This is a genomic window from Allostigmatella hybrida, assembly GCF_020103775.1.
GTDB classification, from domain to species: Bacteria; Myxococcota; Myxococcia; order Myxococcales; family Myxococcaceae; genus Hyalangium; species Hyalangium aurantiaca.
Map to the genome: position 1 here is coordinate 99,983 of NZ_JAHXBH010000009.1, position 26,339 is coordinate 126,321.

Annotated in this window: 17 protein-coding genes; 9 read left to right on the plus strand and 8 right to left on the minus strand. The window is 68.6% G+C overall.

What is annotated here, in order from left to right:
- Window positions 1-100: 100 nt before the first annotated feature.
- The 4 genes from KY661_RS17210 to KY661_RS17225 form a co-directional block, all read right to left on the minus strand.
- Window positions 101-1,405, minus strand: coding sequence for a hypothetical protein (locus tag KY661_RS17210; RefSeq protein WP_225411228.1), 1,305 nt, complete (start codon window positions 1,403-1,405; stop codon window positions 101-103).
- Window positions 1,406-1,627: 222 nt separating this feature from the next.
- Complete coding sequence (locus KY661_RS17215; RefSeq protein WP_225411229.1) at window positions 1,628-2,902, minus strand: sensor histidine kinase; 1,275 nt, start codon at window positions 2,900-2,902, stop codon at window positions 1,628-1,630.
- Window positions 2,903-3,078: 176 nt separating this feature from the next.
- The gene (locus KY661_RS17220; RefSeq protein WP_225411230.1) at window positions 3,079-7,533 is read right to left on the minus strand and encodes a galactose-binding domain-containing protein; all 4,455 of its coding nucleotides are present in this window, start codon (window positions 7,531-7,533) and stop codon (window positions 3,079-3,081) included.
- Window positions 7,534-7,667: 134 nt separating this feature from the next.
- Entirely contained in the window at window positions 7,668-10,280 is a 2,613-nt protein-coding gene (locus KY661_RS17225) for a carbohydrate binding domain-containing protein (RefSeq protein WP_225411231.1), read from the minus strand.
- 451 nt (window positions 10,281-10,731) lie between these two features.
- Between KY661_RS17225 and KY661_RS17230 the strand changes: the two genes are divergently transcribed.
- Window positions 10,732-11,553 carry a metallophosphoesterase gene (locus KY661_RS17230; RefSeq protein ID WP_225411232.1) on the plus strand — a complete coding sequence of 274 codons (822 nt, stop codon included), beginning with the start codon at window positions 10,732-10,734 and terminating at the stop codon, window positions 11,551-11,553.
- Window positions 11,554-11,583: 30 nt separating this feature from the next.
- Here KY661_RS17230 and KY661_RS17235 read toward each other — a convergent pair whose 3' ends face one another.
- Window positions 11,584-12,750 carry a DUF4388 domain-containing protein gene (locus KY661_RS17235; RefSeq protein WP_075005402.1) on the minus strand — a complete coding sequence of 389 codons (1,167 nt, stop codon included), beginning with the start codon at window positions 12,748-12,750 and terminating at the stop codon, window positions 11,584-11,586.
- 264 nt (window positions 12,751-13,014) lie between these two features.
- Between KY661_RS17235 and trpS the strand changes: the two genes are divergently transcribed.
- The 6 genes from trpS (at window position 13,015) to KY661_RS17265 (ending at window position 21,633) form a co-directional block, all read left to right on the plus strand.
- A complete protein-coding gene (gene trpS, locus KY661_RS17240; RefSeq protein WP_225411233.1) occupies window positions 13,015-14,028 on the plus strand; it encodes a tryptophan--tRNA ligase in 1,014 nt (337 codons plus the stop codon).
- 83 nt (window positions 14,029-14,111) lie between these two features.
- Entirely contained in the window at window positions 14,112-14,966 is an 855-nt protein-coding gene (locus KY661_RS17245; protein ID WP_225411234.1) for a segregation and condensation protein A, read from the plus strand.
- Entirely contained in the window at window positions 14,953-15,939 is a 987-nt protein-coding gene (gene scpB, locus KY661_RS17250; RefSeq protein WP_225411235.1) for an SMC-Scp complex subunit ScpB, read from the plus strand. Before KY661_RS17245 ends, scpB begins: the two co-directional genes overlap by 14 nt.
- A gap of 22 nt (window positions 15,940-15,961) precedes the next feature.
- Window positions 15,962-18,019: a pseudouridine synthase gene (locus tag KY661_RS17255; protein WP_225411236.1), complete on the plus strand. Its 2,058-nt coding sequence runs from the start codon at window positions 15,962-15,964 to the stop codon at window positions 18,017-18,019.
- 70 nt (window positions 18,020-18,089) lie between these two features.
- A complete protein-coding gene (locus KY661_RS17260; RefSeq protein WP_225411237.1) occupies window positions 18,090-20,195 on the plus strand; it encodes a HEAT repeat domain-containing protein in 2,106 nt (701 codons plus the stop codon).
- A 1-nt stretch (window position 20,196) separates the two neighbouring features.
- Window positions 20,197-21,633 carry a cyclic nucleotide-binding domain-containing protein gene (locus KY661_RS17265; protein WP_225411238.1) on the plus strand — a complete coding sequence of 479 codons (1,437 nt, stop codon included), beginning with the start codon at window positions 20,197-20,199 and terminating at the stop codon, window positions 21,631-21,633.
- 7 nt (window positions 21,634-21,640) lie between these two features.
- On the opposite strand, the gene KY661_RS17270 is transcribed toward KY661_RS17265, so the two are convergent.
- On the minus strand, window positions 21,641-22,372 hold the full coding sequence (locus tag KY661_RS17270) for a GspE/PulE/PilB domain-containing protein (protein ID WP_083423051.1): 732 nt from the start codon (window positions 22,370-22,372) through the stop codon (window positions 21,641-21,643).
- Window positions 22,373-22,462: 90 nt separating this feature from the next.
- Between KY661_RS17270 and KY661_RS17275 the strand changes: the two genes are divergently transcribed.
- Together KY661_RS17275 and KY661_RS17280 are read left to right on the plus strand one after the other, a co-directional pair.
- Window positions 22,463-23,293: a hypothetical protein gene (locus KY661_RS17275; RefSeq protein WP_225411239.1), complete on the plus strand. Its 831-nt coding sequence runs from the start codon at window positions 22,463-22,465 to the stop codon at window positions 23,291-23,293.
- Window positions 23,294-23,424: 131 nt separating this feature from the next.
- Window positions 23,425-24,996, plus strand: coding sequence for a hypothetical protein (locus tag KY661_RS17280; RefSeq protein WP_225411240.1), 1,572 nt, complete (start codon window positions 23,425-23,427; stop codon window positions 24,994-24,996).
- Window positions 24,997-25,006: 10 nt separating this feature from the next.
- Here the strand turns inward: KY661_RS17280 and KY661_RS17285 are convergent, their stop codons facing one another.
- Together KY661_RS17285 and KY661_RS17290 are read right to left on the minus strand one after the other, a co-directional pair.
- A complete protein-coding gene (locus KY661_RS17285; protein ID WP_225411241.1) occupies window positions 25,007-25,666 on the minus strand; it encodes an SRPBCC family protein in 660 nt (219 codons plus the stop codon).
- Entirely contained in the window at window positions 25,663-26,313 is a 651-nt protein-coding gene (locus KY661_RS17290) for a 2OG-Fe(II) oxygenase (protein WP_075005411.1), read from the minus strand. The genes KY661_RS17285 and KY661_RS17290 overlap by 4 nt, the downstream gene beginning before the upstream one ends.
- Between the last annotated feature and the right edge of the window lie 26 nt (window positions 26,314-26,339).

The window sequence follows — 26,339 nt, forward strand, 5'->3', positions numbered from 1 at the left end:
GTCACGATAGGCTCTGAGAAAATCGCCACCAAAAACCCCGGGGCGTTCCTACGGGGTTTGTCTTGGCAAGCAACAATCAAACAATCAACTGACACGGCTGTCAGTCTTCAAGTGGACTTGGAATCTCTTCTTCCAACTCTTTCCGATCAACGCTGGCGAGTACAAAGAATTGGCGAGTATCAACAACCTTGAGGCGCCGCGCATTACCATCAAAATACAACAGTGGTGGCTGCATGTTTTCCTGAAGCGAAGGAAGGTGGTTCAACAGATTGGTCACATCGCCGTTCCGAATCGTTGACTTATCCTCGCGATGATGAGCATTGCGGAGCAATTCCAGTAGAGTTTTCTTGTCGATCCCATCACGGAGTTGTTGAAGATCGACCTGAAGAATCACCTTGACCAAGTAGTAAGGAAGAATCAGGGAGTCGGTGTCAGTCCGAGTCCGACTCCTAGCTGCAATACCCGTTAGGCTCTGCAGAAAAGTATTTCGCTGGTCCCGCAGTTTGTCGTCGAAGGTGCTTTTGACGGCCATCATGGCAGAAAGAGTCTGCTTGGCATCCAGAGTCTCCTTGACGCCACAGTGGAGGCAGAAAATCTTCAAGAACTCTTGAAACAAACCCACGTTGCCATAGGCGCTCTCGATGAACTTATCGACAATTACTGATGTAATCTCGATGTTGAGCTTCTGGCATCCCCGTTCGACAACGGTCTTTAGATCTTGCGAAAGCCAAGGCTCGACGGGAATTTCTATAATCCTGTCTTGCAGATCATTGTTGAACTGAAGAAGGAGGTTTGCCTCGCGCCAGATTCCGAGAATAATAAAACGAATCCCGATCTCATGAAAAGTTTTGAGATCAAATGCAAGCTGTTTCTGGGTTTCGGCGGACAGATAGTGGAAGTTCTCTATTACGACATATCTTTTGAAACGCACTCGCTGCAACAGTTCGCCAATCGACTGCGCCTCGCTGAAATCGTATCCAATGAACTCGTAGCGGAATTCCAACTGCTTTGAGCGCTTCGCCTCTCCCTCCACCGAGGCGTCAGCACCACCAACAAAGGGAAGCAGTGCTTTGAATCCAGTTTTGACCCTCCCTGTCGCCCCAGTCTCCGTGCGGGAGGTTTCGACCGTTTCGATCTTGATGTCAGCACTGCGAAGAATTGAGGAGTAAATGCCCTCAATGGTTGTCCGCGGCGATGGACGCACGATTGCGCAGTCTCTGCGGTCATCAAGGTGCTTCTGTCGCAGAGCGGTCTTGCCCTGTTTGGAAGAGCCATAGACAACGATGTGATGATCCGTTTTTAGAGCATGCTCGAAAGCGCCGTCTACGTTAGCCCGCTCTACATAGCTAAGAACCGGTTCTGTTCGGATACCAAAAACTTGCTCGGCCTTCACTTTGGAAGCCACACGTATCGCCTTTCCTCTCGTACAGACTCAACCTAAGTAGTGCATTATATATACCTCTCACCATTTCCCAAGTGTGATGTCCGAGTAAACGGCCTACCGTGACAGGCCATCTGTGCGCGGAGCGCCCCCTTTGTGGGCATCGGCTACCAATCCAGCTCTGCCAGGGCCTCCAGGAGCCCCTCAGGGCCACGATTCTGACCATCCCGTAGTGTCCAGCAGGTGCTACAGACTCGCCACGGGCGCCACGCGTGGCAGTGCCAGGGTGAAAACGGTTCCCTTACCCAACTCGCTCTCCACGTTGATGTGGCCTCCGTGGGCCCGGACAATTCCATACGCCACGGAGAGTCCCAGCCCCATGCCTACCCCGGGCGCCTTGGTGGTGAAGAATGGCTCGAATAGCCGCCGCTTCGTCTCCTCGGACATGCCCGCCCCTGTGTCCCGCACCGCCACGAGCACTTGCTCGCCCTCGCGGCGCGTGGTGATGCGCACCCGTCCGCCGGGGGCAGTGGCTTGCCCCGCGTTGACCATGAGGTTCACCAGCACCTGGACGAGCTGCCTCGGATGGCCCACGACCCGGCCGACCTCGCCCAGCTCCTTCTCCACCTGGACATGGCCGAGCTGCACCTGCGCGATGCGCAGTCCCATCTCCACCTCGGCGTTGAAGTCGTAGTCCACGTGGTGGTCGAACCCGCCTCCCGAGAAGCGGCGCAGGTCCGCGACAATGGAGTTTACCCGCCGGATGCCATCCAGCGTGGACGGCAACACGTCGTCCACGTACTCGCGCATCGCCTCGGACAGCGCTTTCTCCTCCTTCAGGTCCCGGAGCATCGAGCCGACATTGCTCGTCACGAAGCTCATCGGGTTGTTGATCTCATGCGCCACACCGGCCGCGAGCAGTCCCAGGCTGGAGAGGTGCTCCTGCTTGAGCGCCCGCTCGTGCATCCGCCGCATCTCCTGGTGGGCGGTATCGAGCTGCACCATCGCCTCGCGCAACATCTCCACACGGCGCTCGGACACCAGGTAGCCGATGATGCCGATCAGGGAGAAAGCCAGCGCCATGGAAGGATCGGCCCCTGTGAGCAGCGCCACCGTGTTCACCATTCCCAAGTAGACCACCATGCGCAGCCGGACCCACCGGCCGACCCCGAAGGACCAGAACATGTTGTAGGGAACGAAGACCCAGAGCAGGGCGTGCCACCCGGTAGAGAGGCCCACCGCGCACACGCCCACCGCGTTGACGCCCATCCGCAATGCGTCCACCCCGAGAGACAAGAACCTCGCGGACAGCCAGTCGAAGATGAGGGTGTTGAACAGGGTCAGCCACAGGCCGGCACACACAACGAGGCCGACCACACGCCACTGCCCCCAGAAGGCGCAGATCAGGGACAGGTTGACTGCGCACGCACCCACCCCCGCGAACCGCTGAACGGCGCGCCGGGCCTGCTCTGAATCCGCCAGCCGGGCGGCTCCTCCCACAGCGATCAGCTCGTGTTTCATGGTGGGACGAATGGTCCTGCTCCTGTTTCCCGTGTCTATTGAACCGGAATCCAGATGGCACCCGTTGAGACGGGCGCTGCTTACAATCCATCGTTCTCCGGGGAACCATAAAAAGAGGGGCGGCCCCTCGCCGGGCCGCCCCTCCTCACTTCCGGAAACCGCTCCTTCGCCCGCGACTACTTGGTGAAGGAGAGGGGCCCGTTGGACAGCGTGCTGTTGTTGGCGCCATCCACCGCGCGCACCCGCCAGGTGTGAGCCCCGGCGGCCAGACCGCTCACCGAGGTCTGCTCCGTGCCCACGCCATACACCTGGAACTCCCAGAACGAGTAGCCAAACGTGGTGAAGCGCTTCACGCCGCGCATCCGCACGTACCGGCCCACGCCGCTCAGGCCCGTCAGGTCATCGGTGCCACCATTGCCGACGTTCTCCGTGTAGAGCGCCTTCCAGGTGGTGCCATCCAGCGAGGCCTCGATGACGTACTGGGAGCCGTACGCGGCCTCCCAGTGAATCACCACGCGCTTGAGGGAGTACACGCCGCCCAGATCCACCGTGTAGGTGGCCGCGTCCGGGTTGGTGCCCGTGTTCACGCTGGACCAGCGCGTGGCCATGTTGCCATCCACACCGTCGTTCGGGCTGCCGAACTCGGTGGAGGAGGCCACGGCGTTCTTGCCCAGCGCCAGGTTGGTGGTGATGCCCGTGTAGGCCGTCCCCGTGATGGCGGGCGTGCGGTCCACGTTGTCCACGATGAGGACGTACTTGGACACGCCGGCCCCCACGTCCGAGGTCTGCTCCCAGATGAACTGCGTGGGATTGGCAGAGGCCGTGGAGCCCGCCGCAGGCACCAGCGCCGAGAAGGCCGCCGGGGGCGTGGTGTCGCTGAGCGTGAAGCTGAACGTGGCCGAGGTGGTGGAACCGTTGGCCCAGTTGTACGCCTTCACGTACCAGGTGTGCGCGCCATTGGAGAGCGCCAGGCCCGGCACTTCGGCCGTGGTGCCCTTGGTCGTCGCCGACGGGATGAGGATGCCGTCGATGAACAGCTCGTAGCGCTGGATGCCCGTCTGCGCGTCGCTGCTCGCCGTCCACGCGAACGGAGGCCGCGTGCCGGTGATAGTGGCGCCGTTGGCGGGCGTCTGGAGCGTGAACGCCGCGGGAGGGGTGGCGTCCGTCAGCCCGAAGCCCTGGATGCCCGCGCCATACTGGAAGAGCGGATCCCCGTAGACGGGCAGGATGCGCTCACCGGCGGCGATCTTCTGCCGGATGGTGGTGCGCTGGGCCTCGGTGGCGCCCAGGTCGAACGGCAGGTCCCACTTCTCCAACTGGTTGTTCGGCACGTCGGTGCCGATCTGCGCCATGGAGCGCGGCAGCTGCCAGGGCAGCTGGCCCCGGGGCAGCACGTCGCCGAACAGCAGGTCGGCCACGGCGTAGCCGCCCATGTCGCCCGGCCGGTAGACCGCCAGCAGCGCGTTGGTCTGCGGCACCACGTTCGTCAGGATGTAGGGGCGCGGCAGGATGAGCACCGTGGTGGTGGGGATGTTCTTCGACTTGAAGCTGGTGATGACGCCGTACTGGTCTCCCCACTTCGCGTCGTGCGCGGGGCCGATCGGATCGCCCGGCAGGTAGGGCTTCTCCTTGTCCCACTCGGTGCCGTGGGTGAAGTAGCTCTCGCCCACCACCACGATGGCGGCGTTGGGCGTGACGCCTGCAGGGGCCGCGTCCTTGTACACGGTGATGCCCGCCGCCTCGGCGCGTGCCTTCAGGGCCTGGTAGATGGTGGGATCGCCGAACTCGGTGCCGTGGAAGTCCGAGCGCCAGGTGACCATGCCGGCCGGATCATCGGCGCGGGGGCCCGCGATGACGATCCGTGAACCGGCCGCCAGCCGCAGCGGCAGGGCGCCGTCGTTCTTGAGCAGCGTCAGCGACTCCTGGGCGGCGCGGCGCGCCAGGAACTTGTTCTCCGCGGTGTGCCACGCGGAGGTGCCGGCGGCGCCCTCGCGGTACGGGTCCTCGAACACGCCCAGGCGGAACTTCAGGTCCAGCACGCGGCGGACGGCCTCATCGAGGCGGGCCAGCGGAACCGCCGTCTCGAAGTTGCCCATCTGGCCGGGGTTGGCGCCGCCCATCACGTCGGAGCCCGCCTTGGCGGCGTTGATCCACGCGCTGTCGGGCAGCCAGTCCGTGCAGATGATGCCGCTGTAGCCCATGTTCTGGCGCAGGTAGTTGAGGATGCCGACGTTGTCGCCGGCACCGCCGCCCTCGGGCCCCAGCAGCGAGCTGCCGGCGTAGCCGGGCATGATGCCGGAGGTGTTGGCCTCGATGGCCGCGTGCCACGGACGCATGTGGTAGTGGATGGAGGTGCCGTCGTAGACGATGCCGCCCTCGCCACCGGCGCCCTGGCCCGGCCAGTGCTTGGTGGTGACCCACACGGAGTGGGGGTTCACCTCGGGGCCGCCCTGGAGGCCGGCGATGAGCGCGCGCGTGAGGCCGGCGGCCAGATCCGCGTCCTCGCCGCTGCCCTCCTGGATGCGGGGGTAGAGCACCTTGGTGCCCACCTCGGCGAGCGGCGACAGGGTGCCGCGGCTGCCCACGGCGATCTGCTCGCGCCGCTGCATGTCGCCCATCTCCCAGGCGTTCTGGATGTTGCGCGAGGCGGCCAGGCCCGGCTGCGTGGGCCAGCTCGTCTTGAAGCCGTGGATGGAGTCACCCGCGTCGACAATGGGGACACCCAGGCGCGTCCCGGCAGCCGTCACCTGGAAGTTGGTGATGTCCTCGGTGGACAGGGGGCCCATGGTGAAGCCCGCGCCCGGGAACTCCTTGGCGTTGAAGAACAGCTGCAGCGCCTTCTCGTGCAGCGTCAGCCGGCCCATCAAGTCATTGACACGCGTGGCGATGGGGTTGCGCCAATCCTCGTACGGCTCGATCGTGCCGTTCTTGTTCATGTCACGCGCGCCGTTGATGAGGTTCACGCCGTCGTTGGCGGTCTCGACCTTGGGCAGGTAGACGCTGAAGGTGCGCAGGTTGGAGCGGCTGGTGCTCCCGCCCGACAGTTGGGCCACGACGTACCACTTGTACGTCCACCGGTCGACGAGGTCCTGGTTGAGCGTGAAGGAGGTGCCCGTGACGTTGCCCACCTCGGTGAAGCGGTTGAGCAGGTTGCCCGGGGCCATCCAGTCATAGTCGTTGCGGGTGATGTTGACGTAGACCTTGTAGCTGGAGGCGCCGGTGACGGCGGCCCACGAGAGCGTGGGGCGACGGGTGGTGGTGATCATCGCGCCCTCGGCGGGAGCGCTCAGCGCGAACGCGCCCGTGGTGGGCGGCGGGGCCGGCCGCACGTACGGATCCGGGATGATCGGGCCGCCGGGGGGAGGCGTTGTGGTGCCCGTGGAGAACACCTCCACCTGCCACAGCGCGTCCTGCACGGCGAGCGCCGTCACCGTCTGGGCGCGCTGGGTGCCCGAGGACGTGGTGACCACCAGGCGGATGTCGGTGTTGGGCACGGAGCCCGAGTACTGGTTCTTGGACATCGTCACCGTGGTGTTGGGCGGGAAGGTGAGCGTGTAGGTGAAGACGCCCTTGTTGACCACGGACGGGGTCGCCATGCCCTCAGGGGGCGTGGGCGAGACGCTGAGGGGCGTGGGCGAGACGTTGATCTTCGCGTAGGCCACATCCGGGAACGTCAGTTTGATGGTCTGGTTGCTCGTCTGCGGCGGGGGCGTGGTGCCGCCACCGGACTTGTAGACCTCGAACGACCAGATCGAATAGCCATAGCCCGTGCCGCGCTCGCCACCGAGCATGCGCACGTAGCGCGCGGTGCCCGAGACGTTGATCTCCTCGCGGCCCGGCGCCCCGCTGGTGATGGAGGCCAGGGTGGTCCAGTTCACGTCATCCGTGGAGCCCTGGATGGAGTACGTCTTGGCGTAGGCGCCCTCCCAGTCGAGCACCACCTGGCCGATCTGCTGGGCCGAACCCAGGTCCACGCGGATCCACTGGGCATCGAGCGAGGCCGAGGACCAGCGCGTGCCGGCGTTGCCGTCCACCGCGTAGGTGGCCGCGAGGTTGGGATCGTTGTTCTCGGTGCTGGAGGCGGTGGCGGGCCGGCCCTTGGCCAGATCCCCCGTGGGGGTGGTGCCGCCGCTGCCGTAGACTTCGAACTCCCACAGGGAGTAGCCGTAGCCGATGGCGCGCTGCACGCCGAGCATGCGCACGTAGCGGGCGGTGCCGGACACGGTCAAATCGTCGAGGCCGCCGTCCCCGTTGGTGACGGTGGCCACATCCGTCCAGCTCGTCGCGTTGGTGGAGAGCTGGATCTTGTAGCTCTTGCCGTAGGCGGTCTCCCAGTTGAGCGTCACCCGGCTGATGGCCGTGGAGGCGCCCAGGTCCACGTAGATCCACTCGTTGTCGGTGAAGCCGCTGCTCCACCGCGTGCCCCCATCGCCGTCCACGGCGGAAGGACCTATGAAGACACCGTCACTTGAGGACACGGTGACGGGCTTGCCCTTGGCAAGATTGACTTGGGCTTGCGCGGCCGCTGGCGAGAGCGCCATCAGGCCCACGAGCAACAGGCCCGTGGACGCGCACGCCCACCGGCTCCAGGCGCTTCGCGCGCCCTGGATGAGATGAGGGATTGGATTCATAGAGGGAGGGGAGGGCTACGAGGGGTGGAACAGCAACGACAGACTCGACTGCGGCACGGCCCATCCCCCTCCAGCAAACCACACCAGAGAGGGACGGGCCGCGGTGAAGCACGACAGACTGCGGACGGAGACGGCTACTTCAGGTCGAGGTAGTCGACCGAGAAGATCCAGCCGTTCGCGTGGGTAACACCCGCCAGGCACAGCGTGCCCGTGCCGCTGGCGGAGATGCCGGTGGAGATGTCCGTCAGCGTGGGGCTGCTCCAGCCGCCCGTCGCCGTGGCCAGCTTGAGCGTGCCGATGACGGTGCCGTTGAACTTCAGCTGCGCCTGGCCATTGGCGTAGGGCGCGCCCACGTGCGCCGTGGCGGAGGTCCGGCCCGTCAGGGTGACGTTGCTCCAGCAGATGGTGTCGTTGCCCTCGTAGGCCACGACCTTGCCACCGCTGTCCCCGCCCGCCTCGGCGAAGCAGCCGGTCAGCGTGGCGTTCTCCGCCTCCAGGCGCACGGCCGTGGGCGTCGACGGGGTGCACTGGCCGGAGGTGTTGCAGGTGGTGCCCGAGCCGCAGGTGCCGCAGGTGCCGCCGCAGCCGTTGCTGCCGCACACCTTGCCGGAGCACTGCGGGGTGCAGGTGCTGGGGGTGCACTGGCCGGAAGCGTTGCAGGTGTTGCCCGTGGAGCAGGTGCCGCAGGTGCCGCCGCAGCCGTCACTGCCACACGTCTTGCCGGAGCAGGACGGGGTGCAGGTACCGGAGGAGGCGGTGCACTGGCCCCAGCTGCCGCAGGTGGTGCCCGAGCGGCACGAGCCGCACACGCCGCCGCACCCGTCGCTGCCGCACGTCTTGCCCGTGCACTCGGGCTGGCAGGCGTTGGTGGTGGCCGCCAGGTACATGTCATCCACCCAGATCTGCGAGCCGTTGAAGGCGGCGTTGCCCCCCGCGGTGATCTCGAACTTGTAGATGCCCGTGGCCTGCGGGGTGAAGTTCGGGCCGGTGCACGTCGTCCAACCGGTGCCCACGTTGCAGTTGAAGGTGGCGATGACGCCGTAGGGCGCCGCCGGCTGGGCGATCTTGATGGGCAGGGTGCGGGCCACGCTCGACTTCACGTCCACCTTCCACTTGTAGGTGGTGCCCGCGTTGAGCTGGAAGCCCTCCTGGCGGATCTGCACGCTGTGCGGCTGCCAGCCGCTGTTGTCGATGCGCACCCACTGCACGTAGCCGCGCGAGCCGCCCTCGTTGTTGATGTCGGTGAGGCCCTGGCCGCCGTCGAAGAACAGGTCGCTGCGGTGGTAGGTGTAGTCCTCGTTGAAGCCGCAGTTGCGGATGATGTTGTCGGCCGTGCCGTTGCCATCACCGTCCTGGCACGCGGCGCGGGGGGCCTGCGGGTAGCCGGAGTTGCGGTGGAACCAGCGCACGTAGTCCACCTCGAGCTTGGCCTTGTCGCCGTGGGCCGCCCAGTCGATGTTGATGCACGAGCTGGGGGTCTCCTGGCACTTGCCGCCCGAGCACGCCGCGCCGTTGGCGCACTGCGCGCTGGAGGTGCAGGTGCGGCTGGACCAGCCCAGGCACCCGAGCTCACCGCCCACGGCGTTGTTCAGGATGAGGTACATCGGCTGCTGGAACTCGGTGGAGCTGTCGCCGTTGGTGAAGGTGCCCACGGGCGTGCCGCCGTTGTACGGCATGTTGTCGATGTAGATCTTGAAGCCCTTCTCGTCCCAGAGGAAACCCCAGGTGTGCCACTGGTGGTAGTCGAGGGTCTTGCCCGGCCACTGGGCGCGCGCACCGCCCACGTCCCCGTCGCACTTGGCATCGCCGCCGTTGGGCCAGTCGCTGCACGCGTTGGCCTGCCAGCCACCGGGGGCCGCCGCCATCTCGCCCGCCTCGGGAATCTCACGCCACAGGGCGTTGAAGCCCATGGCCTCGTTGGTGGGGTAGAGCGCCCTGTTCTCCTTGATCTGCGTGTACTCCATGATGTCGATCTCGCCGTTCATCGGCCAGCCGACGCTGTCGTCGCGCGTGCCGTTGGCGATGGCGCCGTTGGCGCCGAGCAGCCAGATGGCCGGCCACATGCCGCTCGGCGGCGTGGCACCCGCGGGCAGATCCGCGAAGGGCATGCGCGCGCGGAACTCGATGTAGCCGTAGCGGAACTCGACCTTCTCGTCGCTCTTGATGCGGCCCGAGGTGTACTGCTGGCCGTTTGCGGGGAAGTTGGAGATGCCATCCGCCGACGCGCACTCCTCATGGTCGAACACGCCGTTGCGGTTCTGGTCGTAGACGCAGTAGCCGGTGGAGGCACAGGTGCCGTTGGTGCCGCACTGGCTGGTGGCGGTACATTGCTGCCACACGACGCAGTCCAGCGGCTCCTTGCGGGCAAGCAGCGTCAGCTTGCCGTTCTCCACACAGTAGTTCCAGTTGGTGGGATGGGTGACACATTCCCGGTTCGTATAGGCCTGCTGCTCGAAGTTGACGCCCAGGTTCTCCTTCTTCCAGTTGGCGCTGTTGAGCAGGGACTTGGGCTGGCCCTTGTTCAGGTCGCCACCGAAGTCATCCTCCCACGTGAGGGTGAACGGCTGGCCCGCGATGGTGAGCGTCCGCGAGCCGTAGGACTCAAGCGGTGCCTCACTCTGAAGCACCTCGGCCTCTTCCGGGGCCTGGGTGTCGTCCACCACGCAACTCACCGCGCCCAGCCCCAAGGCCCAAACGCTGCTTCCCAAAACCAGCCGCTTCCAGGCGGCGCTCCAGCCAGGTTTCATAATCTCAGACTCTTTTCTTGAAGGTCGGGAAACGGGAACCAGTCCGTAAGACCCGATAAAAAAGTTTATATCACTCTCCAGTTCCGGGAAATGTGAATCAACTGACGCGTTGCGGCACCGGAGGGCAGTCCGATACAAACATTCACATTGCCCTGCCGTGACTTGCCGCGTCATGTCTACAGGGCGCGCCTCAAGGGCAGGAAAACCCGCACCCTGAGTGAATTCTCCGCTCGACAATGACGCGCACCGTCATTCACTCTGGGTCCGTGTTGGTGTTTCAGTCTTCGAGGCCTCGGCGCCCGAAAACAATCGAAACGTTTTCATTCACAGACAGCCAATTCGTCCGCTCGCCCACAATCGGCAGCGCCCGGGCAGGGGATGTCTGAGTTTTCGGGGCCAGCCCGGAGGCCAGGGACTTGAGGTTGGCCCCGCAGCATCTAGGCTGGGGGCCGTGACTTCCCGCCTCCTCAGGCTTCCGGATTCCGGCCGGCTCCTGGTCGCCACCGACATCCAGGGAAACCTGCGGGATTTTCAGCGCATGGTCACGCTGCTGGAGCGCTCGCCCGAGGACAGCCTCCTCGTGTTCACCGGAGACATGGTGCACGGGCCGGACCCGGTCACGGAAGCGCACTGGCCGGACTACCTGGGCACCCCCTACAAGGACGAGTCGCCCCAGGTCATCCAGGCCTTCCTCCAGGCCCAGGCCCGCTTCCCGGGGCGCGTCCACTGCCTCATGGGCAACCACGAGCACGCCCACGTGGGGGGCCCGCGCACCGCGAAGTTCCACGCGGACGAGGCCCAGGTGCTGGAGGAGCGCATGAGCCCGGAGGAGGTGAAGGCGCTTCGCCGCCTCATCCAGGAGCTGCCCCTGGTGGCCGCGGCCCCCAACGGCGTCGTCCTGCTGCACGCGGCGCCCTCGGCGCCCCTGAAGAACCTGGCCCAGCTCGAGAACGTGAAGCTGGATGGCTACTTCGGCTGGGGCATCGAGGAGTTCTTCCGCGAGACGGTGCTGGGCCCCATGCTCTGGAGCCGCATGGCCACCGCGGAGCAGGCCCGCGCGTTCCTGGCCACGCTGGGCGGGCGCATCGCCATCTACGGCCACGACGTGGTGCGCGAGGGCTACGAGCGCATGGGCCTGGAGCAGCTGTGCGTCTCCACCAGCTTCGCGCTCCTGGACGAGCACAAGACGTACGTGCAGCTGGACCTGGGCACGGTCTACCCGGACGTCCAGATGCTGCGCGAGGGCATCGAGCTGCGGCGGCTGTACGGCTGAGCGGGCCCCCGGAAGGGCCCGCCCGCAGGCTCAGACTTCCAGCGTGGGCAGGAAGCCGTAGGGGTCCGTCTTGCGCTGCGGCCCCAGGTCATCCAGCGGCGGGGCGATGCGCAGCAGGCCCATGGCCAGCAGCCGGTGCATCGACCGGGAGGCAGCCGCCTCCCCCATGGCCGCGGTCCGCAAGGCCTGGCGAATGGTGCCGGTGCCCCGGAGCTTGGAATACAGGTAGAGATCGTCCGCCGTGAGCGAGGGCGGCAGCGGGCGGGGCAGGGGCTCGAAGTGCAGCCGCCCATCCAGCGCGAACAGCTCGTCACACGAGGCCAGCGTCAGGGAGACCTCCGCCGCACGGTACAGCGCGTGCGCCTCCTGGACCGGACCCCGCTCGAGCACCTGCGCGGCCACCTCCAGCGCGTGCTCGTACTTGCCGATCTCCATGAACCGCCGGGCCACGGAGAGCATCTCCGGCACGTCCGCGGCCTCGCCGATCTGCGAGTGCCGGTCCACGTGGGGCGAGATGGCCCCGCGCCGGTACAGGTGCAAGAGCCGCCGCGCCACGTAAATGCGGGGCTCCGCGCCCGAGGCGAGCAGCTCCGCCAGCGTGGCGCCGCCCTCCGCGCGGCTCAGCAGCGAGGACTCCTCGTCGGAGAAGCTGCCCAGCGCGTACTCGTGGAAGACGCGGAAGGTGGTGTCCATGCCGGTGAAGATCTCCCGGAACACCTTCCACTCGCGCAGCCGCTCCAGCGCGTCCCGGTGCAGGCTCGCCAGGGACAGCTTCAGCTCCACCGCCTGCTCCAGGGAGGGCATCTGCAGGGTGAACTCCACCTCGCCCGAGTCCCAGTTGTAGCAGTCGAAGAAGGCCTCGCGCGCCTTGTGCTCCAGCGCCTCCTGGAGCCGGGACAGCTCCACGAACTGCTGCCGCACCAGGAACGCCCCGTAGGGCAGCCGCGCCAGCTCCGCCGCCTCGTACGCCAGCGCCGCCCGGGGCGCATCGAGGATGTCCAGGTCCACCAGCACCTGCGCCAGGTGCTCGGCGGGCACATTGGAGCTCTCGCCCACCACGTAGCCGTCGCGGAAGAGGAAATACCGGGCCACCGCGCCACGCTCCACGCGCAGGGTGCCTTCGACCTTCCGAGCCAGGAGGGCCGGCACCGTGACGTCCATCGGGTAGTGGCTCAAGCTCCCCTTGAAGTGCTCCATTCGACCTCTCTCCCAGGCGGACGGCGGCCTGCGCGCAACACAGATGAGATTAGCGTTCCCCCTGCCGCTTCACAACCCACTGAAATTTCAGCCTTTTTTATGCAGTGGACACAAAGATCCAGTGGGAAGTGCCCCCCTGCGTTGATTGACGAACGTGGGGTGTTCTCCAGCGCACCCGGAGTCCGGGGGAAAAGGCGGTTGCAGTGTGGGCTTCGGGTATGCGAACGAGGGCCCCTCCCTTTTCCCGAAGCGGGCGGTTCACCCATGCGGATTCTCTCCGGCGTTCAATCCTCGGGACGGCTGCACATCGGCAACTACTACGGCGCCATCCGGCAGTTCATCCAACTGCAGAGCGAGGGCGAGGCGCTCTACTTCATCGCCGACCTGCACGCGCTCACCACGGTGAGGGATCCGGCCAAGGCGCGGGAGTTCACCCGCGAGGCGGCGCTCGCGTACCTGTCGCTGGGGTTGGACCCCAGCCGGGCCATCCTCTTCCGGCAGAGCGACGTGCGCGAGGTGACGGAGCTGTACTGGATTCTGGGCACGGTGGTGCCGCACGCGAACCTGGAGCGGGCCCACAGCTACAAGGACAAGACGGCCAAGGGCATCAGCGCGGACTTCGGCCTCTTCGCCTACCCGGTGCTGATGGCCGCCGACATCCTCCTGTACAGCGCGGACGCGGTGCCCGTGGGCAAGGACCAGGTGCAGCACATCGAGTTCGCGCGCGACTGGGCGGTGAAGTTCAACCTCACCTACGTGCCGGGGTACGACCCGGCCGACCCCGAGGGCAAGGAGAAGGGCCACGCGCCCGGCATCCTCAATCTGCCCGAGGCCCGGCTCCAGGAGAACACCGCCACGGTGATGGGCATCGACGGGCAGAAGATGTCCAAGTCCTACAACAACACCATCGACCTCTTCGGGGACGAGAAGGAGATCAAGAAGCGCTTCATGAGCATCAAGTCGGACTCCACCCCGGTGGAGGCCCCCAAGCCCACCGAGGGCAGCGCGCTCTACGACTTGATGAAGGTGATGCTGCCGCCAGCCGAGTTCGCTGCGGCGGATGCCACCTGGCGCGCCGGGGGCAAGGGCTATGGGGAGTACAAGAAGCTGCTCCTGGAGGCCTTCCACGCCACCTTCGGGCCCGCGCGCCAGCGCCGCGAGGAGCTGCTCAAGGACCCGGCCGAGCTGGATCGCATCCTCCAGGATGGTGCCCGGCGGGCCCGCGAGAAGGCCGCCCCCCTGATGGACCAGGTCCGCCGCGCGGTGGGTATCTCCTGAGGTTGGCCCGGGGCGGTCGAAAGTTTGACCCCTTGGGAGGCCACTGCTAAGGGGTTCAGTCCGATGTTCCCCAAGGATGACCGGTGACCGATGAGCGCCGGGAGCCGCCCGAAGAGGGCTCCGGCGACACCGAGGTGCCCCGCTCGCCCGGGGACGCCTTCCGGATTGCCCTGCCCAATTTCGAGGGTCCGCTGGACCTGCTGCTCCACCTCATCCGGGAGCACCGCCTCGACATCTTCAACATCCCCATCGCGCTGATTGTCGAGAAGTACCTGGAATACCTGGAGCGGATGCGGGAGCTGAACCTCGACATCGCCGGGGAGTTCCTGGTGATGGCCGCCACCCTGGCACACCTCAAGAGCCGCATGCTCCTGCCGCGCCAGGAGGCCGCCCCCCTGGAGGCCACCGAGGCAGCCGTGGAGGAGGCGAACGATCCGCGCGCCGAGCTGGTGCGCCGGTTGTTGGAGTACCAAAAGTACAAGGACGCGGCGGAGCAGCTCGCCCGGCAGGACCTGCTGGGCCGGGACGTGTACACGCGCAACGTGCCGGTGGAGGCGGTGCCCATCCCCGAGGAGGAGGTGGGGCTGCAGGAGTTCTCGGTCCTCAAGCTCATTGAGGCGTTGGACCGGGTGCTCGAACGGCTGGTCCCCAAGGTGCAGCACGAGGTGGTGCTGGAGCGGGTGAGCCTCTCGGATGCCTTGCTGAAGGTGGCCGAGCGGGTGCGCGCCGAGGGCCAGGTGGTGTTCCTGAGCCTGTTCACCGAGGCCAGCACGCGGCAGGAAGTCGTTGTGACGTTCCTCGCGATCCTGGAGATGGTAAAGCGGCGCCTCATCCGCGTGGTTCAAGAGGAACCGTTGAAGGACATCATCCTGACCGCCAACGGCGACGCCCTGGAGCGTCTGGTCCCCACGGAGGTGGACGAGAGTGACTACCGGTAGGAAGACGGACAAAGGACCGCCGGCAGGCCCGCCCGCTGGGACACCCGGGGGCCCCGGGCCCTTCTCCGAGGACGAGATCGCCGCCGTCACCGGGCCCGGGGGCGAGAGCGACCTGGACGAGGTGGAGGCCATCGCCATCGAGGAGGACGCCGGGCCGGACCTGGAGACGTCCTTCGAGAAGCTCGTCCAGAAGAGCCGCCGGCTGTCCGAGGACCGCATCCGCACGGTGCTCCAGAGCGTGCTGTTCGTGGCCGACAAGCCGCTCACGGTGGACCAGCTCTTCGAGAGCACCGGCATCGACCGGGAGCTCATCGCCAAGGCGCTCAACCAGATTTCTGGCATCCACCGGGATGGCGTCAACGGCATCGTCCTGCACGAGGTGGCCGACGGGTGGCAGTTCCGCACGGACCCGCATTCGGCGGAATACGTGCGGCGCTACCTCCGGGTGAAGCCGCAGCGGCTGACCCGGGCCGCGGTGGAGACGCTGGCCATCATCGCCTACCGGCAGCCCGTCACCCGGCCCGAGGTGGAGGACATCCGCGGCGTGGATTGCGGAGCGGTCATCAAGGCGTTGATGGACCGGAAGCTGGTAAAGATTCTCGGGAAGAAGGAAGAGGTGGGACGGCCCATCCTCTATGGCACCACGCGCGAATTCCTGGAGTTCTTCGCGCTCAAGGACCTGGCCTCCCTGCCCACGCTCCGGGAATTCCACGAGCTGACGCAGGAGCACCGGGAAATCGTCGAGAAGGAAGCCGCGCCGGTGCCCGGGGCCGCCGGCACGGTGGAAGCCCTGTCGGACCCAGGCTTTCAGAAGCGCCTGGACAAGAACGCAGCGGCGTCAGAGGCCGCGCTGGACAAGCTGGAAGAGGCCATCGCGGCCGCCGAGAAGACGCAGAAGGCCACCAGCGGCCTGTTGACGAACACGCCCCCGGCACCTCCCGAAGAGGGGAGCCCGGGGCCCAAGCCCGAATAACGGGCACGAAGGCATCACGAGAATGGCTGAACGATTGCAGAAGTACCTGGCCCGCGCGGGAGTCGCTTCGCGCCGGCACGCCGAAGAGCTCATCACCGCCGGCCGGGTGATGGTGAACAACCAGAAGGTGACCGAGCTGGGCAGCCGGGTGGAGCCCGGCACGGACCTGGTCAGCGTGGACGGCGAGCTGGTGTCGCTGCCCGAAACCTCTTCCTACTACCTGCTGTACAAGCCGGCCGGCGTCGTGACGACGCTGTCGGACCCCCAGGGCCGGCCCACGGTGGCCAACTACGTGGAGTCCACCGGCAAGCGGCTCTTCCCCGTGGGCCGCCTGGACTATGACGCCGAGGGCGCGCTGCTCTTCACGGACGACGGGGCGCTGGCGCACAAGCTCACGCACCCCAGCTTCCAGGTGCCGCGCACGTACCTGGCCAAGGTGAAGGGCGTGCCGGACCGGGCCACGCTGGAGAAGCTGCGCGGCGGCGTGCGGCTCGAGGACGGCATGGCCACCCCCCTGTCGGTGGACCTGTTCGAGCAGGCCGAGCGCAACACGTGGTTGAAGATCGTCGTCGCCGAGGGGCGGCCCCACCTCATCAAGCGGCTGTGCGCCGCGGTGGGGCACCCCGTGGTGCGCCTGTTCCGGCCGGCCTACGCCGGGGTGGGCGTGAGTGGCGTGCGCCCGGGTGAGCTGCGCGCGCTGTCCGCCACCGAGGTGCGCCTGCTGCAGGACGTGGCCGAGGCGCGCACGGCCCCCCCCGAGGGCGAGCTGAACCTGCCGCCCCGGCGGCATGGGCGTGCGGCCCCGGGCTTCGAGGTGGACGACGACGACGAGGGGTTCGAGGTGGGGGATGGGGCCCCGGCCGCCGCGAAGAAGGCGCCTGCCCGGTCCGCCGCGGCGAAGCGTCCGGAGCGCAAACCGGCTGGGAAGACGGCTCGCAAGGAGGAGGGTGGCAGCCGCCTGGTGCGCTTCGACCGGACCCGGCCCGCGCCCCAGGACGAGGAGGACAGCGATCGTCCCCGCCGCGCGGAGTGGAAGAAGGAGGAGGGCAGTGCCCGTCCGGAGCGCAAGGAGTGGAAGCCTCGCGGCGAGGGTTCCGAGCGTCCCGAGCGCAAGTCCTACGCGCCTCGCGGTGAAGGCGCGGGCCGTCCGGAGCGCAAGCCCTACGCCCCCCGTGGCGAAGGCGCGGGCCGCCCCGAGCGCAAGCCCTACGCGCCCCGTGGCGAAGGCGCAGGCCGCCCCGAGCGCCGGGAGTGGAAGCCTCGTGGAGAAGGCGCGGGCCGCCCCGAGCGCAAGCCCTACGCCCCCCGTGGCGAAAGCGCGGGCCGTCCCGAGCGCAAGCCCTACGCGCCTCGTGGTGAGGGCTCCGAGCGTCCCGAGCGCAAGTCCTGGGCGCCCCGTGGCGAAAGCGCGGGCCGTCCCGAGCGCAAGGCTTGGGCTCCCCGGGGTGAAGGCGCGGGCCGTCCCGAGCGCAAGCCCTACGCGCCTCGCGGTGAGGGCTCCGAGCGTCCGGAGCGCAAGTCCTGGGCGCCCCGTGGCGAGAGCGCGGGCCGTCCCGAGCGGAAGTCCTACGCGCCTCGTGGTGAAGGCGCGGGCCGTCCCGAGCGCAAGTCCTACGCGCCTCGTGGTGAAGGCGCGGGCCGTCCCGAGCGCAAGCCCTACGCCCCCCGTGGTGAAGGCGCGGGCCGTCCCGAGCGCCGGGAGTGGAAGCCTCGTGGCGAGGGCTCCGAGCGTCCCGAGCGCAAGCCCTACGCCCCCCGTGGCGAAGGCGCAGGCCGTCCCGAGCGCAAGCCCTACGCCCCCCGTGGCGAAAGCGCGGGCCGTCCCGAGCGCCGGGAGTGGAAGCCTCGCGGTGAGGGGCCGGAACGCCCGCGCGCGCCCCGCTTCGGTGGTGCCGCGGGAGCGGACCGTCCTGCCCGCCGGGCCCCCCGCGCCGAAGGCGGCGAGGGAGGCGGCAAGGGGTTCACCGACTGGAACAAGAACAAGAAGCGGGGGACGGAGACCTCCTGGGATTCCCGCCGCCCCAGTGCGGCCGGAAGCCGGGGGCCTCGCAAGCCTCCGGGCCCCCGCCGCCCCCGCTGACGCGCGGGAACGAGGCTCCCGCCGTGGGGACTGATATAAACAGGTTCCCCACGGCTTCCCTCGGAGTGCGATGAGACCCGGTGTTCGCTCCCTCTTCGTCGTCCTGACCCTCGGCCTGGCCCCCGCGTGCCAGGGCAACCGGGATCAGCTCCTCGCGGATCTCCAGAGTCCCCGGCCCGAGGTCCGCGCCCAGGCGGTGCAAGCCCTGGCCAAGCAGGGCAACGCCGACGACCTGATCCTCTTCACGCGGTCCGCCAAGGACATGGCCTCCATCGTCCGGGGCGAGGCCGCCGAGGCGCTGGGCGGCAGCCAGGATCCCCGCGTGGTGGATCTGCTCGGCGAGCTGCTCGAGGACCCTGACGAGAGCGTCCAGGGCCGCGCCGCCATGGCGCTCTCGAAGATCAAGAACGACAAGGCCAAGGCCTACCTCACGCTCCAGTACAGCCGGCGGGCCCGGAACACCCGGCAGATCATCGTCCAGGCGCTCAAGTCCGCGAACGTGCCGGGCGCCATGGCCGAGGCCGTCGCCGCGGAGTCCAAGGCCATCTGGGAGCGCAACCTGCTGACGCTCCACGAGGGCTCGCTCCCCGAGCGCGTGGGGGCCGCCGAGGAGCTGGGCAAGAGCGGCCGCCCCGAGGCCATCACCCGCCTGTTGCCGCTCGTCCGGGACAGCCAGGTCATCCTCGCCGCCGCCGCCGTGCGCGGCCTGGGAGACGCGGGGGACCGGCGCGCCGTGGCCGCCATCCTCCCGCTGCTCGACGAGAACTTCCCCCAGTTGCGCGAGGCCTCGCTCACGGCGCTCAGCAAGCTCCAGGACCCCTCGGCGGTGGCCCGCCTCCAGGCGGTCGCCCTGGAGAAGAGCGCCGTCAGCTCGCTGGCCAGCGACGCGCTGATCTCCATGCCCCGGGGGCCGGAGACGAACGCGGCCCTGTGCACCATCTCCCTGGAGGGGACGCTGGCGGAGTCCCTCGCGGCCGGCCGCGCCATGCGCGCCCACGGCGGTTGCCCGCTGGAGCCCATCGCCGAGCGGCTCTCCCGGCCCGCGGGAATCGACAGCGGCCTGCAAGCGGTGGCCGGCCTGGGCCCCGCCGCGCAGCCCCTGCTGTCCCGGGTGCTGCCCTTGCTCGCCTCGGCGGATCCCCACCAGCGGCGGCTCGCCTTGGAGGCCGTGACGGCCATCGGCGATGCGTCCGCGGCCCCCGCCGTCCAGAAGCTCTATGAGCAGGAGACCAAGGCGCTCGAGCCCCTGCGCCAGGACTGGGTGCCCTCCGCGCTGCCGCAGACCTACGCCCCCGGGTTCGACCCTTCCGCCCCTCAGGACGAGAAGGACGCCCGGAACACGAAGACCGCCCAGCTCTTCGACCGGGTCCGCAACCTCAACGCCCAGCGCGCCCGCGAGGCGGGCCGGGTGCAGGTGCAGGCCCGGGTGCCCTCGGAGCTGTATGACGAGGTGGAGCCCCAGCGCCTGGAGCCGCTCGCCGCCGTGCTGCGCGCCCTGGGCGCGGTGAAGGCCCCGGGGGCCCTGGAGGTGCTCAAGCAGTACGCGGGCGACTCCAGCGTCACCCTGCGCTCCGCGGCCCTGGCCGGACTGGCGCGCCTGGGGCCCGAGGGCGTGGAGGTGGCCAAGGGCGGCATGTTCGAGTCCGAGCGCGAGCTCCAGAAGGCGCTCGCCCAGGCCCTGGCGGAGCAGGGCGAGGCGGGCCAGTCCGCGCTGGTCTCCCTGCTGCCCCAGTTCTCCAGCGAGAAGCTGGTCCTGCTCGATGCCCTGAACCGCTTCGGCGCGCCCGCGTCGGCCTCGCCTGTCCTGCAGGAGGTGGTGCGCGGCGGGGGCGCGGAGGCGGTGCTGGCCGCCAGCATCCTCGGCAGGCTCCAGGCGAAGGACGCCGTGGAGACGCTCATCAAGGCCCTGGAGGATCCGGCCGGCGTGGCGCGGCGGGAGGTGCTCCTGGCCCTGGGCGAGATCGGCGACTCGCGCGCGGCCGAAGGGGTGGCGAAGGATTTGTACTATGATCAGCCGGAGATCCGGGCCGCCGCCGCCACGGCCCTCCAGCGCATGGGCACCAGCGCCCAGGCCGAGGCGCTGGATGCGCTCAAGAGCGACTACTACCGGCGCGTCCGCGAGGCAGCGAGCGCGGCGCTGGCCAAGGGCGGTACCGCCGGGGAGGGCGCCCGCTGACATGGATCCCGGCTCGCTCCAGGCACAGGCCGCCGAGGCCTTCTCGCAGGGCCGCTTCTCCCAGGCCGCGGAGTTCTACGAGCGGTATTGCCAGGGGCGGCCCGCGGACCACTTCGCCCAGGCGCGCCTGGGCGAGTCCTGGGCCCGGACCGGCCAGCGGGCACGCGCCGCCTCCGCCTACCGGATCGCCGCCGAGGGCTTCGCCCGCGAGGGGCTCCTGCCGCGCGCGCTCGCTGCGAGCAAGCGGCTCCTGGAGCTGGATCCCTCGCAACGGGGCGTCCCGCAGATGCTCGCGGATCTGTACGCGCGCCGAAGCGAGCCCCCGGAGGAGACCCACTTCGACGTCGACTTGGGGGAGGGCAGGCTGCAGTTGGCCCTGAAGGCCGCCGGCGACCTGCTCCTGCCGCATGCCGCCGTCTGGAGCCCCCCGGCGCCCGAAGCCGCCGCCCCCGAGGCGCCACCCGCGCCGGAACCCGAGTCCACGGACACGCTGCTCCAGACGGTGGAACAGGCCGCGCGGGCGGGCCTGCGGCAGCAGGGCACCGGGGTGTCCTCCTCTCTGGAGGAGGCCCTCTTCAGCCTCGCGGAGGAGGTGTCCTCGCGGACGCCCTCGCTGGAGGCCCTGCCGGACATCCCCCTGTTCTCGGACCTGCCGCGCGATGCCTTCATCGAGTTCTTCGAGGGCTGCCCGCTGCGGCACTTCGCGCGGGGCCAGCAGGTCTTCGAGCGGGGCAGCCGGGGCACGGCCTTCTACGTCATCTGCGAGGGCTCGGTGCGCGTCTTCCGGGACGAGGACAAGGAGCTCGCGGCCCTGGGCAGCGGCGCCTTCTTCGGGGAGATGGCGCTCCTGTCCGGCGCGCCCCGCATGGCCACGGTGGAGAGCACCTCCGACGAGACGCTCCTCCTGGAGGTCCCCGCCTCGGTGCTGGCGGACCTGTCCCGCCGCTATCCCCAGGTGGCCCGGGCGCTCAAGAAGTTCTGCCGGGACCGGCTGCTGACGAACGTGATGAGCACCTCGGCGCTGTTCCAGCCCTTCAGCCGCAAGGACCGGCGCATCCTCGTGGAGCGCTTCCGGGCCCGCGACGTGAAGAAGAACGAAGTCGTCGTCCGGGAAGGGGACCACGTCGAAGGGCTCTACGTGGTGCTCTCCGGCGAGGTGGAGGCGAGCAAGGGCGGCCAGGTCCTCTCGCGCCTCCGGGAGGGCGAGCTCTTCGGGGAGATCTCCCTGCTGCTGAAGACGCCCGCCACGGCCACGGTGATGGCCACCCGGCGCACCTCGCTGCTGCGGCTGCCGCGCGAGGACTTCGACTCGCTCATCCTGACGCACCCGCAGGTGCTGGAGCTCGTCTCCCGGCTGTCCGAGCAGCGCCTGCGCCGCACCGAGGCGCTCACGAGCGGGCCGGACACGGCCCCCCCCGCGGAGCACCTGCTGGTCTGAGAGGCGCTCAGGAGCGCGAGACGTTGCGCATCCGGGCGAAGTACTCCTGGCGGGACACGGTGCCCCCGGCCTCCAGCATCTCGATGAGCGTGCTCAGGGAGCGGGCCTGGTTGGCCACCATGCGCTCCAGATCGGCCACCTGCTGGGTGAGCACCTCCACGCGCTGCACCAGCTCGGCCTCCCGGGGCGAGCGCGGGACGGGGGCCGACGGTGGGGTGAACTCGTAGAAGGGCTCCTGGAACCCGAACGCCTCCGGCGGGGCGGTGGGGGTGCCGGTGCCGCCGTGGTAGTGCTGGCGGATGGCGTGCTCGATGGCGGAGACGCTGCTGACCACCACCTGGATGCGGTGATCCGTGTGGAAGGCCAGCTCGTGCAGGGCCTCCACGTTGGTGGGATCCTCGCTGGCCAGGGTGATGACCTTCTGGGGCACGTCCACCGCCACGGGGAAGACGGTGTAGCGCTCGGCCAGCGCCACCGGGAAGAGCTTGAGCAGGTGCGCGGGCGGCGTCACCCGGGAGAGATCCACCGAGGGAATCTGGAGCTGGCGCGACAGGGCCTGCACCATGGCGCCCTCGTCCACGAAGCCCATCTGCACCAGGGTGTGGCCGAGCTTGCCGCCCCACTTGCGCTGCTCGGCCAGGGCCGTGCGCAGCTGCGTCTCGGACAGCAGGGCGGCGTTCAGGAGGATTTCGCCGAGCCGCTTCTTGCGGACAGGAGGAGACGGATTCGAGGCGCTCATGGTCCCAAGGTACCAGGGGCGCCCGGGGCCGCAACTCCGGGGGCCCCCATGGGAAGGGACCGGCGGCACGGGTTGCGATATGTGTAGGGCATGACGCGAGGCTCGGCCTTTCTCCTTCTGATCCTTCTCTCGGCATGCACGTCGTCCCGGCTGTCCGGCGCGAACCTGGACCGCGTGGTGCAACCTGCTTTCGTCTCCCGCATCGAGGATGGGGCGGGCCCCAAGAGCCTCGTCTTCCGGGAAGACGGTTCCTACTCGGAAAAGCTCAAGAAGCTGGAGCCCAAGGAGGCCGACCGGCGCCTCCAGGCGAAGCTCGCCGCGGCGGTGACGCGCTTCGAGATCTCCGAGCGGCTGCGCGTGAACACCATCAACCAGCTGCCCCGCGAGCGCCCCTGGACGAGCATCATCGATCCGGCGCGGGTGGCCACCGCGCTGGAGAGCTTCCTCGTGGAGGAGGTGCCCGCGAACGCGCCGGACTATGACTTGCTCGTGCCGCTGGGCGCGGATGCCATCGTGGAGTTCGTCGTCCAGGACTACGGCATGCGCAGCGAGAAGGGACGGGCAGGGGCGTACATCAAAGGCTATGGGCGCATGTTCTGGCTGGATGGCCGGACCGAGGTGTGGCGGCGGGCCTTCGATGCGGATCAGGTCCAGCTCGGCGACGAGCACCTGGATCCGTTCCGGGTGGGCAAGAACCCGGAGCTGTTCCAGCGGGCCATGTCGTCCCTGGTGGACACGGTGTCGGCCCAGTTCACCCGGGACCTGACGCCCAAGGACCGCCGGGGCGGGCCGCCGCTGCCAGAAGGGGTGGCACCGGCCCTGCCGGACAGCACCCACCGCACGGGCCGCGAGAACCAACTTCCGCCCGCGCCCCAGGGCCCGGAGCTGGCCCCCGGCGAGCTGCCCGACCCGGACCCCTGACGCGCTTGCCCGCCTGCTGCATGGGCAGTCAGGAAAGCGAGCCCCGTCCCGGAGGAAATGCGTTTCGTCCATTTCCCCGCCCCTGAGCGCTGAAAGGGGTGAAGGAACAAATTCCCAGGAGGGGGACACAGATGAAGACGGGCCCAGGGCGGCGGTGGGAGCAGGGCGGCGGGAAGGTGGGGCGGGGCTGGAAGGCGTGCGGTCTGGCGCTGATGCTGGCCGCATGCGGTGGGAACGAAGTCTCCAGCGGGGAGGAGCCGCCTCCCGTCGAACGGGGAGCGGACACGCCCACCCCCGAGGTGCCCTCCGGCGTCTTACCCACGCCGGAGCCCCCTGCGGCGGCACAGCCCGATCCGGCGCCTCCAGCGAACACCATCCCGGAGGTAACGACCACCTGGCCGCGTCACTATGGCGGCAAGGGTGTCGAGTGGCTCCAGGCCCTGGCCTCCGATAGCTCGGGCGGGTTCGTGGCGGGGGGCCTCTTCGGCAGCGTGCCCTTTCCGCAGAACACCGGCTTCGCGCTGGCGCGCTACTCCTCCACGGGCGCCCCCGTGTGGGTCCGGCAAGTCACCACCGAGACTGTCCAGTTGAGCGCCCTCACCGTCACCCCCGAGGGCAACATCCTCGCGGTGGGCAATTACCGGGGCGCGCCCAACCTCGGCGCGGGCACGCTTCCGTATGCCGGCTCGCATTTCGGCTCGAGCCCCTATTCAGGCGCCTTCATCGCGAAGTTCTCCCCCAACGGGAACATCGTCTGGAGCCGGGGCTTCGTGCCCACCTACTTCGATGAAGACCGGGGGCAGCTCTACTACTGGGCCATCTCCGCGGACTCGGTGACCACCGATGCCAACGGAAGCCTGATTGTCGCGGGCAACTTCCACGGCGAGGTGAACTTCGGCACGGGCACGCTCTACGCGGGTGAGGCCAGCACCTATGGGGAGGACCCCTATCCGGGTGGCTTCGTGGCCAAGTTCACCTGGCAGGGAACACCGGTTTGGTCCCGGGCCTTCCGGGCCACGCCCAACGAGCCCGTCAACCTGGTGCGCACCGTGACCACCGACACGGCGGGCAACATCCTCGTGGGAGGCCGGACAGGCGCCGGAGCCAACCTGGGAGATGGGCTGCTCCCGTACACCTCGGCCTTCATCGTGAAGTACGCCCCCACGGGTGGGCTGCTCTGGAAGCGGCTGTTCAGCAATGCCTACGGCGAAGTCACGGCCCTGCGCACCCTGGCCACGGGTCAGGTGGCGTTCACCGCCAACCTCGGAGGCAGCTTCTCGTTCGGCGGGCAGGGCTACACCGGAGGCGATCCGGATGACCAGGGCTATCCCCTGAACCGCAGCGGCTACATCGGCGCGCTGAGTGCCCAGGGGGCCGATCAGTGGATCCGCGATCAGGGGCTCTTCACGCTCACGGGGCTCGCCACGGGGGACAACGGCACCGTCACCCTCACGGGCTTCCGTCCCGGTGGCCCCAGCTCCCACTTGCTCGTGCGCTACAACACCTCGGGCAGCCTGCTCTGGACCCAGAGCATCGACGGCAACTTCGGCAAGAACTCCGCGCCCCGTAGGCTCTTCCTGGTCCCACAGCCGGGGGGCTCCGTGGTGGCGGGTACCGACTTCGAGGGGACCGTCCAGTACAACGGGACGGCCTACACCTCGCGGGGCGCCTCGGACCTGTTCTACTTCCAGGCCGCCCCGTAGCCCGCCCCACTCAGGAGCCGCCGGTTAGCCGGGAGTGCAGCACCGCCCCGAGCAGCTCGGCGGTCTCCGGGGGCAGGCGGGACAGGTGGGTGTAGAGCAGCGCCTCGGCCTGGGCGAGCGCTTCGGGCGCCGCCCCGGCCTCCCGCATTCCCGCCAGCACCGCGTAGGCGGCCACCCCGAGCCGCCCTGCGTAGCCGCACGACTCATCCCAGAACTCCTCGAAGCAGGGCAGGGCCTCACCGGCCGCCACGCGGGACAGGCGCTCCAGGCTGGCCTTCCAGTAGGCCCGGTGGGCCTCCAGGGCCTCGGGGCGCGAGAAGGGCCCCTGAATCACCTCGAAGCGGGTGCCACCCCCGTCCGGGTGGAAGCGCAGCTTCGCCCGCGTCACCTCCGGGCCCCCCAGCGGCCCGCCCTCCCAGGACATCTCCAGCTCCAGGCGCTCGGCGGGGACCACGTCGAGGATCCGGCCCCGCTGCACGAAGGGGACACCCTGCGCGTCGATCAGGTTCACCTGGAACGGCTCGCCCGTGCCCACGTCGCCCTCCGCCCCGGTCCGGAAGCAACCCGGCGGGGCCCCGTACCAGCGGCGCAGCAGGAACGGCGTCTCGAAGGCCGCGAAGACCTGGCTTGGAGAGGAGGCCATCCGCACTTCCATCACCAGCTCGCTCATGCCAGGGCTCCCGAGCGGGTGCGCAGCTCGAAGGTGGGCAGCCGCGCCTTCACCGAGGCGGGCACGCGGTACTGCTCGACCACCAGGCTCACCCGGGCCTCCGAGAGCACGGGGGCCCCGGCCTCCACCGCCACCACCTCATGGGCCACATCCCCCCGGAAGGTGACGAGCGAGCGCGGCAGCGGCGTCAGGGCCGCCACGCGCTGGCCCCGGTGGTACAGCCGCAGCTCGCCGCCCGCGAGCCGCTCCGGCACCTGCACATAGAGGACGCTGACGGCGATGGGGCAGCCGGTGCCCGCGCCGTAGAACTCCAGGCTCCGGTCGATGTGGGCCGCCACCCCGCGCCCGTTCTGGATGAGCAGCGGGTTGAGCAGGAACGCGTCACAGTCCGGCAGCAGCGCCTTGTCCAGGAACGGGGCGAAGGCAGGAAAGCGGTCCTTCACCTGGCCCAGGGCCTCGCGCACGAAGGTGATGGAGAAGCCATAGGTGCCCGAGAACTGCCGGGACAGGTTCGTCTCCCCGAGCAGGGGAGAGCCCAGGATGGTCTCCCGGATGGCGTCGATGGCCGGAGCGGGCAGGGCCTCCGGCGTGCGGTGGACGAAGCTCTGGAGGCGAAAGGCCCCGCCCCAGGGTGGCTGGAAGGACATGGTCCCGAGATTATCGCAGGGCCCGG